Origin of the sequence: Fluctibacter corallii, assembly GCF_025751585.1 — a bacterium.
GTDB classification, from domain to species: Bacteria; Pseudomonadota; Gammaproteobacteria; order Enterobacterales; family Alteromonadaceae; genus Fluctibacter_A; species Fluctibacter_A corallii.
The window spans coordinates 556,178-572,941 of the sequence record NZ_JAOWKX010000002.1 but is presented as its reverse complement, the minus strand read 5'-3'; the positions used below and the strand labels follow the sequence as shown (position 1 = coordinate 572,941).

At 44.7% G+C, this 16,764-nt stretch carries 14 protein-coding genes; 9 read left to right on the top strand and 5 right to left on the bottom strand.

The window, feature by feature from the left end; all coding sequences use genetic code 11:
- Window positions 1–86: 86 nt before the first annotated feature.
- On the bottom strand, window positions 87–344 hold the full coding sequence (locus OE749_RS06090; protein WP_263711464.1) for a hypothetical protein: 258 nt from the start codon (window positions 342–344) through the stop codon (window positions 87–89).
- On the opposite strand from OE749_RS06090, the gene OE749_RS06085 reads away from it, so the two are divergent.
- Both OE749_RS06085 and OE749_RS06080 read left to right on the top strand, forming a co-directional pair.
- Complete coding sequence (locus tag OE749_RS06085) at window positions 343–969, top strand: HvfX family Cu-binding RiPP maturation protein (protein ID WP_263711463.1); 627 nt, start codon at window positions 343–345, stop codon at window positions 967–969. The two genes, OE749_RS06090 and OE749_RS06085, sit on opposite strands and share 2 nt — an antisense overlap.
- A 73-nt stretch (window positions 970–1,042) precedes the next feature.
- A complete protein-coding gene (locus OE749_RS06080; protein ID WP_263711462.1) occupies window positions 1,043–1,594 on the top strand; it encodes an NAD(P)H nitroreductase in 552 nt (183 codons plus the stop codon).
- Between the two features lie 77 nt (window positions 1,595–1,671).
- Here the strand turns inward: OE749_RS06080 and pyk are convergent, their stop codons facing one another.
- A complete protein-coding gene (pyk, locus tag OE749_RS06075; RefSeq protein ID WP_263711461.1) occupies window positions 1,672–3,108 on the bottom strand; it encodes a pyruvate kinase in 1,437 nt (478 codons plus the stop codon).
- Window positions 3,109–3,296: 188 nt separating this feature from the next.
- Window positions 3,297–4,148 (bottom strand): MurR/RpiR family transcriptional regulator, encoded by an 852-nt coding sequence (locus OE749_RS06070; RefSeq protein WP_263711513.1) that lies wholly within the window; start codon window positions 4,146–4,148, stop codon window positions 3,297–3,299.
- 291 nt (window positions 4,149–4,439) lie between these two features.
- Here OE749_RS06070 and zwf point away from each other — a divergent pair, with 291 nt between their 5' ends.
- The 5 genes from zwf to OE749_RS06045 are packed head-to-tail and all read left to right on the top strand — an operon-like array spanning window position 4,440 to window position 10,076.
- The gene (gene zwf / locus OE749_RS06065; protein WP_263711460.1) at window positions 4,440–5,933 is read left to right on the top strand and encodes a glucose-6-phosphate dehydrogenase; all 1,494 of its coding nucleotides are present in this window, start codon (window positions 4,440–4,442) and stop codon (window positions 5,931–5,933) included.
- Window positions 5,930–6,616, top strand: coding sequence for a 6-phosphogluconolactonase (pgl, locus tag OE749_RS06060; RefSeq protein WP_263711459.1), 687 nt, complete (start codon window positions 5,930–5,932; stop codon window positions 6,614–6,616). Before zwf ends, pgl begins: the two co-directional genes overlap by 4 nt.
- A gap of 21 nt (window positions 6,617–6,637) precedes the next feature.
- The gene (gene edd / locus OE749_RS06055) at window positions 6,638–8,473 is read left to right on the top strand and encodes a phosphogluconate dehydratase (RefSeq protein ID WP_263711458.1); all 1,836 of its coding nucleotides are present in this window, start codon (window positions 6,638–6,640) and stop codon (window positions 8,471–8,473) included.
- On the top strand, window positions 8,463–9,416 hold the full coding sequence (locus OE749_RS06050; RefSeq protein WP_263711457.1) for a glucokinase: 954 nt from the start codon (window positions 8,463–8,465) through the stop codon (window positions 9,414–9,416). The genes edd and OE749_RS06050 overlap by 11 nt, the downstream gene beginning before the upstream one ends.
- A gap of 6 nt (window positions 9,417–9,422) precedes the next feature.
- A complete protein-coding gene (locus OE749_RS06045; RefSeq protein WP_263711456.1) occupies window positions 9,423–10,076 on the top strand; it encodes a bifunctional 4-hydroxy-2-oxoglutarate aldolase/2-dehydro-3-deoxy-phosphogluconate aldolase in 654 nt (217 codons plus the stop codon).
- A 110-nt stretch (window positions 10,077–10,186) separates the two neighbouring features.
- On the opposite strand, the gene OE749_RS06040 is transcribed toward OE749_RS06045, so the two are convergent.
- Both OE749_RS06040 and gap read right to left on the bottom strand, forming a co-directional pair.
- Window positions 10,187–11,035 (bottom strand): D-hexose-6-phosphate mutarotase, encoded by an 849-nt coding sequence (locus OE749_RS06040; protein WP_263711455.1) that lies wholly within the window; start codon window positions 11,033–11,035, stop codon window positions 10,187–10,189.
- Between the two features lie 64 nt (window positions 11,036–11,099).
- The gene (gene gap / locus OE749_RS06035; protein ID WP_263711454.1) at window positions 11,100–12,095 is read right to left on the bottom strand and encodes a type I glyceraldehyde-3-phosphate dehydrogenase; all 996 of its coding nucleotides are present in this window, start codon (window positions 12,093–12,095) and stop codon (window positions 11,100–11,102) included.
- 218 nt (window positions 12,096–12,313) lie between these two features.
- Between gap and malQ the strand changes: the two genes are divergently transcribed.
- Together malQ and glgB are read left to right on the top strand one after the other, a co-directional pair.
- Window positions 12,314–14,512, top strand: coding sequence for a 4-alpha-glucanotransferase (malQ, locus tag OE749_RS06030; protein ID WP_263711453.1), 2,199 nt, complete (start codon window positions 12,314–12,316; stop codon window positions 14,510–14,512).
- A 59-nt stretch (window positions 14,513–14,571) separates the two neighbouring features.
- A complete protein-coding gene (gene glgB / locus OE749_RS06025) occupies window positions 14,572–16,764 on the top strand; it encodes a 1,4-alpha-glucan branching protein GlgB (protein ID WP_263711452.1) in 2,193 nt (730 codons plus the stop codon).

Here is a 16,764-nt window from a genome sequence, read left to right as displayed (position 1 = left end):
AAGCTACTTGCCTTATGTGAAAATTTTTAACGCCTATATCCTAACGATTCTAAATAGAATCACCAGTCCAGAAATGTAAAAAAGTTTTATCTTGTTGATTTTTCGTCTTGTTCCAGCCAATGCTTGATTACCATCGCGATAGCTTTATGGTTGTCATCTGCGTATGTGCGTAATAAATCAGCTTTACGCTTAGATGCTTTTACGTTCTTTTTTTTCTTTGCGTATAGCCGCTCGAGGGGACTGGATTGTTTTTTTTGATTCATGACGTAAATAGTTGAAATAGAAAAGGCGTTATTTCTGTCTATAGTGGTATTAATGTGAACATTATCATAATGAGACATCATGACCATTCATTCACTGCACAGTAAATACCGAAATGTCGTTAACATACTCCTTAGTATAGACGGGCTCGGACCATTATTATTAAGATTGTATTTAGCACCCATTTTTATCATGGCGGGCCACAATAAACTAACTAATTTTAGTGACACTGCCGCTTGGATGGGTAATAGCGAATGGGGGCTGGGCCTTCCGTTTCCTGAAGTAATGACTGCATTAGCCGCGGGCGCTGAATTTTTTGGTGGTTGGTTGTTACTGTTTGGATTTGCGACAAGACTCATATCAATTCCGTTAATGGTTACAATGGTCGTCGCTGCGCTAACTGTTCATTGGCAGCATGGCTGGCATATTTTACCTGAATCAACACTCACCGTGCCTTGGGAGTGGCGTGAAGATTTGATTCAAGGCGCCAATGAGCGTAGAGAAATGGCGATATCGATCCTTAAAGAATATGGCAATTATTCTTGGTTAAGTGAAACGGGGGGAGTCACCATACTTAAAAATGGCATAGAGTTTACGGCTACGTATTTCATTATGTTGGTAATACTATTTTTTACTGGTGGTGGCCGTTACACCAGTGCTGATTACTTCTTAAACAAGCGCATTCAAAACGCTGTCACAGTTGACTAATCACTTGATTTGAATATCCAGATTGCGATACTAGCGCCAGACTTCCCATAATAATAAAGGTTGAAACCATTTGATGGATGCAATATCACTGCTTGTAAATCGACATTCTTGCCCGAAATTAGAGGCTCCTGCGCCTACTGGAGAGGCGTTAGACATCATTAAACGCGCGGCTTTACGGGCACCCGATCATGCGTGTTTGCGCCCTTGGCAGTTTGTTGTGTGTGAAGGCGAGGGGTTAACGCGATTAGGCGATATCTATTTAGATGCAGCCAAAAAAGAACATTTTAGTGAGCGGGATATCGAACGCGCTCCCAGTTTGCCATTAAGGGCGCCGATGATCATTGTTGCGATTGCAAAATTTACAGAGCATGAGAAGGTGCCTTGGGTTGAGCAAGTCGCATCTGCATCTTGCGCCGTACAGGCAATGCAAATGGCGGCCTTGTCTCAAGGTTTTAATGGTATTTGGCGAACAGGTCCATATGCACGCAGCGAAACGGTGAAAAAGGCGTTCAACCTTCAAGCAGAAGACGAAATTGTGGGTTTTCTGTATTTAGGGACACCATCGGTTGACGTAAAGCCAAGAAGAGACATTGAGCACGAAGCGTTTTTTGAGCATTGGGCGTAAAAACCACACAATGTGTCGAGTATTTCAGTTTATAAAGGCTGACTCGACACATTGGTGTAACTATGAAGAATAACGCGCTATGGCACGGTAACGATTTTACACGCGTTGGTAGAACCGATGGTTTCCATTTGATCGCCATACGTCATAATGAACAGATCACCGCTTTCTAGCAGGCCTTTTTTCGTCAATACGTCAATCACATCATTTTTAAGTTTACCTGGCTCACTCCCGCGAGAATCAAAATAGACGGGTTTAACACCGCGATACAAGGCCATTGCGTTAAGTGTCGTTTCATGGCGAGATAGCGCATAAATAGGTAGCGATGTGGTTATGCGCGACATCAGGCGAGGGGTTTTGCCACTTTCTGTTAGTGCCACTAACGCTTTAATAGACGATAAATGGTTTGCAGCATAGACTGTTGATAGTGCGATAGTTTCACTGATTGTAGTGAAAGATTCGTCAATACGGTGTTTTGATATTTTTACGCTAGGGTGGGTCTCTGCACCTTCGCATACGCGAGACATCGCTTCTACTGTTTCAACGGGATATTCACCCGCGGCAGTTTCAGCCGACAGCATCACGGCATCTGTTCCATCTAATACCGCATTGGCCACATCCATCACTTCTGCACGTGTTGGCATTGGGCTTGAAATCATCGATTCCATCATTTGCGTAGCCGTGATAACGACTTTATTAAGCTGACGAGAGCGAGAAATCAGCTTCTTTTGTACGCCGACCAACTCGGCATCGCCAATTTCAACTCCTAAATCTCCACGTGCCACCATCACAGCATCAGACGCCTCAATAATGTCGTCGATAGCCTCATCACTGGCAACCGTCTCTGCACGCTCTACTTTTGCGCAAATTTGTGCATTACACCCAGCTTGCTGCGCTAGCTCTCGTGCATAATTAAGATCGGCACTACTGCGTGGAAACGATACCGCCAAATAATCTACGCCCATTTTGGCTGCGGTTTTGATGTCTTCCTTATCTTTGTCTGTTAATGCTTGGGCAGACAAGCCTCCACCCAATCGATTGATGCCTTTGTTGTTCGATAGTTTGCCGCCAACAGTGACGACGGTATGAATTTTAAGGGCATCAACCCGTTCAACTTTTAACTGAATACGGCCGTCGTCAAGTAGGAGAATGTCATCTTTGCTGACGTCGTTGGGCAGATTTTTATAGTCTATTCCAACTGCGCTCTGTGATCCGGCGTCTTTTTCCAACCCAGCATCTAAAATAAACGCATCCCCAATGGCTAATTTAACCGCACCCTCTTTAAATCGAGCGACACGTATTTTCGGCCCTTGTAGATCACCTAGAATAGCCACGTATTTACCGAGTTTATTCGCGGCGTCTCTGACACGTTGCGCTCTGGCGATATGATCTTCTGCCGAGCCGTGAGAAAAGTTCATTCTAACGACATTCGCGCCCGCTTTGATAATGGCTTCGATTTTTTCTGATGTATCGGTTGCTGGACCCAGTGTCGCTAGAATCTTCGTTCTTCTTAACATAGTTTTCACTCTAGTTAACATTGCCATGACATTGTTGTCACAGTACATTGAATTCGGTATGAATTACAGAAACGGTAAGAAAGTCTTGATACGTCCATTACCCATAACTGTAATTTTATTACAAAATGGTAGTGGAAAAGTGATGAAAAGTGAAATTATTTAACAAAAAAAGAGCCTATCGGCTCTTTTTAATCTTGTCTTTTCTCGTATCGTGAACCACGCAGGGTGTCTTTGACGCGCTTTAAATTTTCTCGAAATTTGCCACCGCGGCGCAATGTAAAGCCTGTTGCCAGAATATCAATTAATGTAAGCTGCGCTATGCGTGATGCCATCGGCATGTACATGTCGGTGTCTTCAGGTACGTCAAGAGATAACACCAAATTACACTCTTTAGCGAGAGGGCTGGCTTCAGACGTTATCCCGATAACGGTAGCGTCGTTACCGCGCGCAATCTGGGCTATTTCAACTAGGCTCTTGGTGCGTCCCGTATGAGAGATTAGCACCACCACATCATCTTCGTTGCAGTTCATGCAGCTCATACGTTGCATCAAAATATCTTCGAAATAGACAACGGGCACATTAAAACGGAAAAATTTGTTCAATGCATCGTGTGCAACAGACGCTGAGGCACCCAGACCAAAAAACGAAATCTTTTGAGCCTGTGTTAGCAAGTCTACGGCACGGTTGACTTTATTGACGTCTACAGACTGTCGCGCGACTTCAAGCGAGGCCATCGTCGATTCAAAAATCTTTTTGGTATATTCATCAGGGCCGTCACTTTCTTCTACATGACGATTAACATAAGGCGTACCATTAGCAAGGCTTTGCGCTAAATGTAATTTAAAGTCAGGAAACCCTTTTGTATCTAGGCGACGACAAAAGCGATTAACGGTCGGCTCAGATACATCAGACATTTTTGCCAACGTAGCAATGCTAGAGTGAATGGCGGTTTGTGGGTCGGCAAGAATAATCTCTGCCACCTTTCTTTCAGACTTGCTGAACGCCGCTTTTTGCTGTGTTATTTTTTCAAGAATATTCATACGCACTTATGAAACTTACTTATAATAATCTTATGCTCATGTGCTCACATTACCACTGAAGGAGCGCTTCTGTGTACCATTGTTGTAACATTTTGACAATTTAGCCAGTATCATTTGACTGTCAGCGGTGCTGACTTTCTTGTCGATATCTGTATTTATGTAACTAAAAAGTTGTAATTTTACTACATATGGTGATACTTTTAAGATAATCATAACAGAAAAATTTCACAATACGTTGAAATTTAGTGATAATTTTTCTGCTGAATTACGATAACTACAGGTTTAAAACAAATGGTGTTGGAAACTTCTTTCGAGCCTTGCGATTTCGTTTTGTTTGGAACAAAAGGGGATCTTGCCCGCCGGAAATTGCTGCCTTCTCTCTATCAACTTGAAAAAGCCGATCTTATTCATCAGGACACAAAAATCATCGGTGTCGCCCGTGATAGTGTCACGTTGGATGAATATATTGCGGTCGTAAAAGAAAATATTGAAAAATTTGGTGGTGAAGCACTTTGCGATGAAACATGGCAAAGACTCGCGAGCAAGCTAGATTATGTTCAAATCGATATGAAAGATATCGACAGTTACAACGAATTCAAAGAGCATGTCGATGAAAGCCGAACAATGGTGTGTTACCTCGCAACACCCCCTTCGATTTACGGCGATATCTGCAAAGGATTAAACGCCGCAGGAATCATCGACAAGAGCGTGAGAGTGGTGCTCGAAAAACCGATTGGTCATGACCTGGAAACATCGCAGATAATTAACAATCAGGTTGCAGAGTTCTTCGACGAATCACAGATTTATCGTATCGACCATTATCTGGGTAAAGAAACGGTTTTAAACCTTGTAGCATTGCGCTTCGCCAACTCCATTTTTGCGACTAACTGGGATCACAATTGTATTGACCATGTGCAGATATCGGTGGCGGAATCTGTCGGCATTGAAGGGCGCTGGGGATACTTTGACGAAGCCGGTCAAATGCGGGATATGGTGCAAAACCACTTGTTGCAAATTCTTACCCTCATCGCGATGGAGCCACCTACAACGTTAGATGCTGACAGCATTCGAGACGAAAAATTAAAGGTGTTAAAAGCGCTTCGACCAATAGATGCCTCTAATGTTCGTGAAAATACAGTACGTGGTCAATACATCAGTGGCTTTGTTAAAGGTCAAGAGGTTCCAGGTTACTTAGAAGAGGAAGGGGCAAACGAGCGCAGTGAAACTGAAACCTTTGTTGCGCTTAAAGTTGAAATCGATAACTGGCGATGGGGCGGCGTGCCGTTTTACCTAAGAACAGGTAAACGCATGCCAAATAAAGTGAGTGAAGTCGTTATCTACTTCAAGCGACAGCCTCACAATTTATTTAAGGAAAGCTTTTCCCAATTACCACCGAATAAGCTCACCATTCGCTTGCAGCCAGATGAGGGCGTAGAAGTGACGGTGATGAACAAAGTCCCCGGCCTAACAACCTCAGGCAACATGGATTTGCAAAAATCTAAGCTTAATTTGAGCTTTTCTGAAGCGTTTAAAGATGAACGTATTGCTGACGCTTATGAGAAGTTGCTGTTGGAAGTGATGATTGGCAATCAAGCGTTGTTTGTGCGTCGTGACGAAGTCGAAGCCGCATGGAAATGGGTAGATGGTATTTTTTCAGCATGGAATGCCAGCAATGAGCCGCCAGAGCCTTATCAGGCTGGAACATGGGGACCAGTAGCCTCTATCGCATTATTGGCACGAGATGATCGCGCGTGGTACGAAAGTCGAATTGGGAAAAAACGATGACTCTTTTAGTAAATGAATTTGCCTCTCAAGAGGCGTTAGTGGAAGAATTTGCCTCAACCATTACGGCGTTATTACGTGAAGGAATTAAGGAAAAAGGGAGAGCCAGTTTGGTGGTCTCTGGTGGTAGAACACCCATTGCATTGTTCAACAAGCTATCCACCAGTCAATTACCGTGGGAGAACGTCGATGTCACCCTCGCTGATGAGCGCTGGGTGGATGCATCTGACGACGCGAGTAATGAAAAATTGGTGCGTACACACCTATTAAAGGATAACGCTGCAAACGCCAATTTTGTTAGCTTAACCACCTCTGATAATGACGCGAATAACGCAGTTGGGGAAATTTCACAACGGGTGACTAACATTTCCTCGCCTTTTGATGTCTTAATTTTAGGTATGGGTGAAGACGGCCACACTGCGTCGTTATTTCCATGCGCTAAACAAATAAAAGAAGGCTTAACGACCGAAGCTGATTGTTTGGCAGTAACGCCGGGCGAAGCGCCTCACCAACGTATGTCGTTGAGTTTAAAAAAATTATTAGAAAGTAAACGTATCTTCCTGCACCTTACAGGCAACAGTAAAAAGCGTGTTGTTGAACAAGCACAGTCGGGTGACGATCCGTACGAAATGCCAATACGCGCAATAATTCAAAACGCACAAGTTGAACTTATGTGGGCGCCTTAAGCGCCTTCAAAGGAAGAGAATATGAATACGATTATTCAAGAAGTAACCGAACGCATCATAGAACGTAGTCATAAAACGCGTAAGGCTTATTTAGAAAAGATTGAAAACGCAAGACGTAATGGACCTCACAGAGGGGTGTTGTCGTGTGGTAATTTGGCTCACGGTTTTGCAGCATGTAATCAGGAAGACAAAGCTGATTTACGGAGTATGACAAAAGCCAATATTGCGATTGTATCGTCATACAATGACATGCTGTCAGCACACCAACCCTATGAAACTTACCCGCAACGTATCAAGCAAGCCATCAGTGACGTAGGCAGTGTTGCGCAATTTGCCGGTGGCGTACCTGCGATGTGCGACGGTGTAACTCAGGGTAATCCGGGTATGGATTTAAGCTTGATGAGCCGTGACGTTATTGCAATGTCATCAGCAGTTGCACTTTCTCACAATATGTTTGATGGCGCGTTGATGCTGGGGATTTGCGATAAAATCGTTCCTGGACTGCTACTTGGCTCGCTAAGTTTTGGCCACCTTCCGGTCGTATTTGTGCCAGCCGGTCCTATGCCATCAGGGATCCCTAACAAAGAAAAAGCGCGCGTGCGTCAAGCGTTTGCCGAAGGAAAGGTCGGCCGCGAAGAGTTATTAGAAGCCGAGTCGAAAAGTTATCACTCTGCTGGAACTTGTACCTTTTATGGTACAGCCAACAGTAACCAACTGGTAGTTGAAGTGATGGGCTTACATTTGCCAGGTGCGTCATTTGTTAACCCAGGCACGCCGCTTCGGGATGCACTCACAGACGCAGCAGCGAAACAAGTAACGCGTTTAACAGATTTGGGTGATAACTACACCTCTATTGCCAGTATTCTTGATGCAAAAGCATTGGTGAATGGCCTTGTTGCATTGTTAGCAACAGGGGGATCAACCAATCACACCATGCACCTTATCGCAGTCGCAAGAGCAGCGGGCTATATCGTTAACTGGGATGATTTTTCTGATATTTCTAACGCGGTTCCATTGCTGACGCGCATTTATCCTAATGGATCGGCGGATATTAATCACTTTACGGCTGCTGGCGGTATGTCTTTATTATTCAAAGAGTTACTTGATGCTGGCTTACTCCATAACGATGTTAATACCATTTGTGGTCGAGGTTTAGAACAATATACAAAAGAGCCTCGTCTGGAAGACGGTGAGCTAGTTTGGCGCGATGGACCTACGTCCTCATTAGACAAAGATGTACTTGCGAGTGTCGCTACTCCGTTTAAGCCCGATGGTGGTTTGTCAGTGCTACACGGTAACTTGGGACGCAGTGTGATGAAAACGTCTGCCTTACGCCAGCCTCATTGTCATATGAAAGCACCTGCTGTGGTGTTTGAAGATCAGTTTGAATTAGACGAAGCGTTCAAGTCGGGTGCGTTAGATAAAGATTGTATTGTCGTAGTACGATTCCAAGGGCCATCGGCGATTGGCATGCCAGAACTTCACCGTTTAACGCCGCCTTTAGGTGTACTTCAAGACCGTGGCTACAAAGTCGCATTGGTGACAGACGGAAGAATGTCGGGTGCATCAGGTAAAGTACCCGCAGCTATACACGTGACCCCCGAAGCCTACAAAGGTGGTTTGCTTGCAAAAGTGCAAGATGGTGACATGATTGAGTTAAATACAGAAACGGGCGAAATGAATTTGCTTGTAGACGCAGAAGAATTAGCTAAGCGACCCGCAAAACAGGCAAATATTGCGCACCATCAAGTGGGCATGGGCAGAGAGATGTTTGCAGGAATGCGCACCACACTCACAGGGGCTGAGGAAGGCGCGTGTTCGTTGTTTGTAGAGCAGGAGCAGCAACATGTCGGCTAAGTTCGTGGCTGATGTTGGCGGAACCAATATTCGCATAGGGCAAACTGAAGGCGGTGAACTAACCTACATTAAAAAATTCTTATGTGCGGATTTTGACACCATTGCCGATGCGTTAAATGCCTATTTTTCGGCATTTCCAGACATGCATTTCAGTGCTGGCTGTATCGCTATCGCCTGTCCAGTGAATGGCGACTGGATTAAAATGACAAATCATACTTGGGCATTTTCGGCTAACGAGCTGCAACAAACACTATCGTTAGAATGGTTAGGGGTAATAAATGACTTCACCTCGGTAGCGCATTCTATTCCGGCACTGAGTGAGCACCAAAAAGTAAAAATTGGCGGTGGCGAGCCCTCTGAGCATGGCAATATCGCGGTATTTGGGCCAGGAACCGGACTCGGTGTCGACCACCTTACTTGGACAGAGGCTGGCTGGAAAGCACTAGACGGCGAGGGTGGACACGTAGATTTTGCTCCTATGGATGAGTTTGATTTTGCTATTTGGCAACATATTAAAGCCTTGCATGGTCATGTTTCTGCGGAAGAAGTACTGTCTGGCAGGGGGATCGTTCACATCTATCAAGGCATTGCCGCATTGCTTGATCTTGAGCCTGAACTAAACGAACCGGCCTCAATTACCCAAAAGGCGATTGAGGGTTCTTGCCACTTATGTGCCAAAACACTTCAGCAGTTTTGCAAAATAATGGGGAGTTTCGGCGGCAATTTAGCCCTCAATCTCGCGACGACAGGCGGCGTATATATCGGCGGCGGCATTGCTTCACGTTTTATTGAATTCATTCAAAGCAGTGACTTTAGGCAGCGCTTTGAAGACAAGGGACGGTTTGCTGATTACGTACAGCGGATACCGACCTATATAATCACAGAACCTGACCATGGCTTGCTGGGCGCAGCTGCCTATCTTGAACAGAACTACGCAGGATAAAATATTATGACAAAGAATTGGAAAGTGTCGTCAGACGAAGTATTTGCCCAAGGTCCTGTTGTACCTGTTCTTGTTATTAAAGACATAGAGCATGCAGTTCCTTTGGCTAAAGCCTTGATTAAAGGTGGGATAAAGGTGTTGGAGGTAACCCTGCGTACTCCTGTTGCCATTGAGGCAATTCGTCGTATCGCAGAGGAGGTGCCTGACGCTTTGGTGGGTGCTGGCACAGTCACAAACGAAGCACAATTAAAACAAGTGACAGATGCGGGCGCATTGTTTGCTATAAGCCCAGGCATGACGTCGGAACTACTTGATGCAGGTAACAGCGGCAGTATTGCCTTGATACCGGGTATTTCATCTACGTCAGATCTAATGAAAGGGTTAGATAAGGGCTACACACACTTCAAGTTTTTTCCGGCCGAAGCATCAGGTGGTGTTAAAGCGATAAAATCTATCAGTGGGCCATTTCCAGATGTGAAGTTTTGCCCCACTGGGGGAATAGGGCCTGAAAACTACTTGGAATACTTGTCGCTTCCCAATGTCATGTGTGCAGGTGGCTCGTGGCTTGCACCCGATGATGCAGTAGTAAACGGTGAGTGGGATAGAATTAGTCAATTAGCAAGTGACGCGGTAAAAGGCGCTTCATCGCTAAATACCTAAACGACACTGATTGATTATCATGATTCGTCCTACACTAGCTAGGTAGTTAAAAGGCCAGCGTCAGTCGCTGGCCTTTTATATTTATGTTTTTTTCGTGTACAGCAAGCAACTTAACGAATACGTTGTACTATCACATGTTTTTCATTGGGAGCGACTACTTTAGTCGTTGTAACAGCCGTTTCAACGCACAACATGTTTCTAAACCCTTCATTTGTCATGTCTGCCATTGATGTAGATTTATCTGCCCAAGGGTTCCACACAACAATACTGTCATGCCCCTCAGAGTGAACGAGAGTGTGCTTGTCGTTGTTGTTGATAGACAGTGATGATGGTTGACATAAGTGAACGCGATCAGTTTCTGCGCTAAAGCGATATGGCTCAGGAGTTTGAAAAATGGCAAATTGCTGAGTTTTATCTTTGTACTCTCCGCTCAAGCCTGTTAATTCCGTGTGTTTAATGTCATCCACGGCGAAGTAGGTATGCAGTGCGGCAGTGTAAGACAAACTTGCATCGCCTAGGTTTTTCGTAATAAGTGATATACAAAGCTCGTCACCGACATGAACGTCTAGAAGTAGCGAAGCCTCTCCCAGAAACCCTTTTCCTTGCACACAACTAGGTGCCAATTGTAATTGCGTGCCTGTGTCACTTTCCTGAATGTGAATAATACGCCACGTTTGGTTTCTTACGTATCCGTGGGAAGGTAGGGAAGTATCTGCTTGCCCATGAAGATCACCGAACCAAGGCCAACAAATCGGAATGCCGCCTCGTATGGCCTTGCTGCCATCCATAATGGCAGCATCACTGACCCATAGTCGATCACGGCCATCTGATTTTGGAACATACGATAGAATATGGCCACCAAATAATGAGATTGTGGCTGTAGACCAACGATTATCGATTTCAATTAAGTCGATATTATTGCGATGCACCAAGCGGGCAGATTCACTAAGCTGTTCCATTTCGTTGTCTCCTCCATAAAAAAAGGCGACCTACGTCGCCTTAATCTAAACACGTAAAAAGGTATTATTTACTGATATGCGCGACTAAGTCCAAAACTTTATTGGAGTAGCCTACTTCGTTGTCGTACCAAGAGACGACTTTTACGAATGTATCGGTTAACGCAATACCTGCGCCAGCATCAAATACCGACGTTCGAATGTCGCCATTAAAGTCAGACGATACCACTGGCGATTCGGTGTAACCCAAAATACCATTTAACTCGCCCTCAGACGCATCTTTGATGGCTTGGCAAATTTCATCGTAGCTAGCTGGCTTGCTCAAATTAACCGTTAAATCTACCACTGACACGTTGGCGGTTGGAACGCGAAATGCCATCCCCGTTAGCTTACCATTTAATGCGGGGATCACTTTTCCTACCGCTTTAGCTGCGCCAGTTGATGACGGAATAATATTTTGCGAGGCACCACGACCACCGCGCCAATCTTTTGCAGACGGTCCATCTACCGTTTTTTGCGTCGCGGTAGTGGCATGCACGGTAGTCATTAAGCCGTCAACAATGCCAAATTTATCGTTCAGTACTTTGGCTAATGGTGCTAAACAATTTGTTGTGCACGATGCATTAGAGACAATGTCTTGCCCGCCATAACTTGCATGGTTTACACCCATGACGAACATAGGCGTATCATCTTTAGATGGGGCAGACATTACGACTTTCTTTGCACCTGCCTGTATGTGTTTACGCGCACTTTCATCGGTCAAGAAAAGTCCTGTCGACTCTACGACTACGTCTACGCCGACATCGCTCCATGCTAGCTGCGCGGGGTCTTTTTCTGCTGTCACGCGAATCGTTTTGCCATTAACAATTAACTGACCATTATCTACTGACACCGTCCCCTTAAATGGGCCATGTGTGGAATCATACTGAAGCATATAAGCCATGTAATCGACATCTAATAGGTCATTAATTGCGACGACTTCAATATCTGAGCGCTCAGTCGCTGCGCGAAAAACAAATCGACCAATGCGACCGAATCCATTAATACCAACTTTAATTGTCATGGGGATTCCTTACACTTAACACTTAAAAAGAATAATTGTAGTAATATAATTACATAAAGTGCAGTAAATGTCTTACATTCCTGCGAAATAATTACATATTTACGTAAGTATATTACATTTATTCTAATGCAAACGTATTCAAATACGACTATGTTTTAGTTTCATTGATAATGTTGCCTACTAAGTTTAGTTAAGATTTTGACAGGATACCTATTTCGATGACTTCTTCTCTTATTGATGCGCTGGTCGAACAAAAGGGCATTGAATCCAATTACATCGACGCGTGGGGTGAGCCCGCAACTATTAAAGAAGAGAGCAAGAAGAAGCTCTTGCGTGCAATGGGCTATGCCATTGATAACGAAGAAGAATTAATTAGCCAACTGAATCAAGAGTGGCAAAGTGCGTGGTTAAGGCCCCTTAATCCCGTTCAGGTAAATAGGCAGTCTGATAGCTTACTTACCACGATACGTCTGCCGCTTGAGCTGGTCAATGACAGCTACACGCTTGTTGTTGAAACCGAACAAGGCGATACACACACTCACACCATTGTCCCATCAGATGCTGAGCTGATAAACGCTGAACACATTAACGACATGGAGTGTCAGGAATATTTAATCGAATTACCGTTTGAACTCCCGCTGGGATACCATACCGTAACCCTCAATGCGGATGACGGCGAGCACTTAGGGGACATGCGGCTTATTATGGCTCCCGTATCGTGTTATCACCCTGAAAAAATTGAGAACGGTGAAAAAGCGTGGGGGTTGAGTGTCCAGTTGTATTGTGTGCGCAGTCAGCACAATTGGGGAGTAGGTGACTTCACTGACTTAGCCGAATTGGTAAAGCATGCTGCCAACAATGGCGCGCAGTTTATTGGCCTCAACCCGATACATGCGCTATATCCAGCTAACCCAGATGCTTGCAGCCCTTATGGGCCAAGTAGTCGTCGCTGGCTAAATTTTATCTATATTGACGTTGAGTCGGTTGAGGGATTTGATGATGCTTCCGTTCAAGCCATCTATTCAAATACCGAATTCCAAGCCGCATTGCAAACAGCAAAACAAGCAGAGTATGTTGATTATAAAACAGTTAGCAACCTTAAGTTGCAAGTGCTACGTGCTATTTTCGACAACAAGTACACGTCTTTGGTTGAGCGCAACAATAAGCAATCCCGCGCCTTTAAAGCCTTTATAAAAGACGGGGGCGAGAGCCTTGAAATGCTGGCGGTATATGATGCAATTCAAGCTCATTTGTCAGAACAGGGAAAGCCCAGCTGGGGTTGGCCAGTGTTTCCTGACAACCTTAATGAGTTCCACAAGCCGGCCGTGAAGAAGTTTAAACAGTCACACAAAAAAGACGTCTACTTTTATTTTTACTTGCAGTGGTTGGCAGCTAAACAACTAGAAACAGCCAACCAAGTAGCAAAAGACAGCGGCATGTTGATCGGACTTTACCGTGACCTAGCCGTTGGCGTAAGCGAGGGAAGTGCCGAAATATGGGGCAACCGTGATCTTTATAGCACCGAGGCGAGCGTTGGCGCGCCGCCTGATATTTTAGGGCCGCTTGGCCAGAATTGGGGGTTGCCTCCAATGCTTCCTGAAAAACTCTATGAGCAGCGTTACCAACCCATTATTGATTTGTTTGATGCGAATATGAAAGCAACAGGCGCATTGCGTATCGATCACGTGATGGCACTGTTACGTTTGTGGTGGGTACACAAAGGAGATAACGCTAAAGAAGGCGGGTACGTTTACTACCCTGTAGATGATCTTTTGGCTATTTTGGCATTAGAAAGCCACAGACATAAGAGTTTGGTAATCGGCGAAGATTTGGGTACGGTTCCGGAGGAAATCCGCGAAAAACTAGCTGAAAACGGCGTATATTCATATCGTGTTTTCTTTTTTGAACAAGCAGAGGATGGCGGTTTTTATTCTCCCTCTCACTATCCTGTTCAATCCATGTCGACACTGACCACACATGATATGCCCACATTGATCGGGTATTGGCATTGTTTAGATCTAGCACTAGGTAAAGACATTGGCTTGTATCCAACGGAAACGATTTTATCGACCTTGTACCACAGCCGCCATCAGGATAAACAACGCATTTTGGACAGTCTTCACGGTCATCATTCCATTCCAGAATGGATGGATAGACACGTCGATCATCTGGGCATGTCGCAAGAATTGAACTATGGTATTCAAAAGCATATGGCGTCGGGTTCCAGCGCATTATTAAGCTTGCAGCTTGAAGATTGGCTGGAAATGGATAAACCTGTCAATATTCCAGGAACGTTTAACGAATATCCAAACTGGCGCAGAAAGCTGTCGAAAAACTTAGAAGACATTTTTTCCGATGAGAATGTTCAGCAACTTGCTGCTGATTTAACCTACTTGCGGAAAAAAGCAGGTCAATAATCATTAATGCAGCGTGAGGGTTCTGTATGCAGCTCCCTCACATATCACAAGGTTCGTGCATGCAGTTATATCACCAATTCGAGCAGGCGATTTGCGATTCGCCTTTTGATTTTTTAGGTTTAACACCCAACAAAAACACAACCAGGGTTCGAAGCTGGCAACCCGGAGCATTGACGGTGATGTTGTTTGATCTCGAATCTGGACGTGACATTGCAGCCTTACAGCGCGTTGATAAAAGTGATTTGTTCGAGGCATCGATAAAAACGAAAAGCTTGCCTAAGCGTTATGGGTTTCGAATTGAAAACCGTGAACATGTCTATGAGGTGATTGACCCTTATCAATTTCAGGACGAAGCTTATCATGCCGTACATTTTATTGATCATGCCCCCGCTAATATTTATAAACAGCTAGGCGCGCAGGTTATATCGCTAGATGTGGGAATTGATGCACCTGTAAATGGCACGCGTTTCGCCGTATATGCACCAGACGCGCGTGCAGTATCAGTCATTGGTGATTTTAACTTTTGGGATGCGACATGCCATCCCATGCAAAAAACCTCACTGGGCTACTGGGTCTTGTTCGTGCCAGGTGTGCATGCGGGCCAAAGGTATAAATATCAGATTAAAGATAACAGCGGTAACGTACTTCCACACAAAGCCGATCCGGTTGGCTTTAGTGCCGAGCAATATCCCTCTCATGCTTCTATCGTTTACGATCATCACAACTACGAGTGGAACGACAGCGAATGGTTCGACACAACTAAAGGGCAGTCTCCTTATCAACGCCCTATGAGTATTTATGAAGTGCATTTAGGTTCGTGGAAGCGACCTGATCATCCCACGGGTAGGCGTTATTTAAGCTACATTGAGTTAGCAGACGATCTAATTGATTATGTTAAATCCATGTCGTTTACCCACATTGAAATTCTCCCTGTATCGGAATATCCGTTTGATGGCTCGTGGGGGTATCAGCCAGTAGGGCTTTTTGCCCCGACCAGTCGATTCGGCGACCCAGATGCCTTTAAGTATTTTGTGGACCAGTGCCATCAACAAGGAATTGGAGTGATTATTGATTGGGTTCCGGCGCATTTTCCTGAAGATGGACATGGATTAGCGCGCTTTGATGGCTCACATGTGTATGAATATGCCGACCCGCAAAAAGGTTGGCACCCAGACTGGAATTCATGCATTTACGATTTTGGTAAGGAATATGTCAGGCAGTTTCTGGTTGCAAACGCCTTATATTGGTTCGAACACTTCCATGTAGATGGGATACGCGTCGATGCAGTTGCATCCATGTTGTATTTGGATTATTCCCGGAAAGAAGGAGAGTGGACGCCAAATATTGATGGCGGTAATCACAATTATGAGGCTATCAGCTTACTTCAATGGATGAACACAGAAGTATACCAAGCTTTTCCGTATGCGATCACGATAGCCGAGGAATCTACCTCTTTTGCTGGGGTATCAAAGCCAGTTCACCACGGAGGCTTAGGATTTGGATTTAAATGGAATATGGGATGGATGCACGACTCTCTGCATTACATGAGTAAAGATTCTGCATATCGGCGCTATCACCACAACGAAATGACCTTTAGTATGGTGTATAGCTACTATGAGAATTTCATATTGCCACTCTCACATGATGAAGTGGTACACGGAAAAGGCGCTTTGCTGCGGAAAATGCCGGGAGACGAATGGCAGCAAGCAGCTAATTTACGTGCTTATTTAGCCTTTATGTTTGCTCATCCTGGCAAAAAACTTAACTTTATGGGCAACGAAATAGGCCAAACCACCGAATGGAACCATGACAGCAGCGTTGCGTGGGACTTACTGCAATACGATAAGCACAAAGGCATTCAAGAACTAATAAAACGATTAAATGATGTCTATCGCTCGATACCGGCTTTACATGAACTTGATCATGACCCTGCGGGGTTTAGCTGGATCGATCATCAAAACGCTCAGCAAAGTATTTTTAGTTTTATTCGCCGTAGTACAAACAATGTGCGCAATGTGTACGTCATCTCTAACTTTACACCCGAGCCTAAAAAAGGTTTTCGTTTGGGCGTTGAACATGAGGGCCAATACGAGGTTATCGTAGATACCGACTCCAAACATTTTTGGGGTAGCGGGTTTGCGCCTGAAGACACCACCATTTCATCAGATCCATTAGGTTGGAATCAACTGCCATACTCAATTAATCTTATCTTGCCGCCTTTGGCAACCTTGTTTATTGTGAGCAAAGGCTAA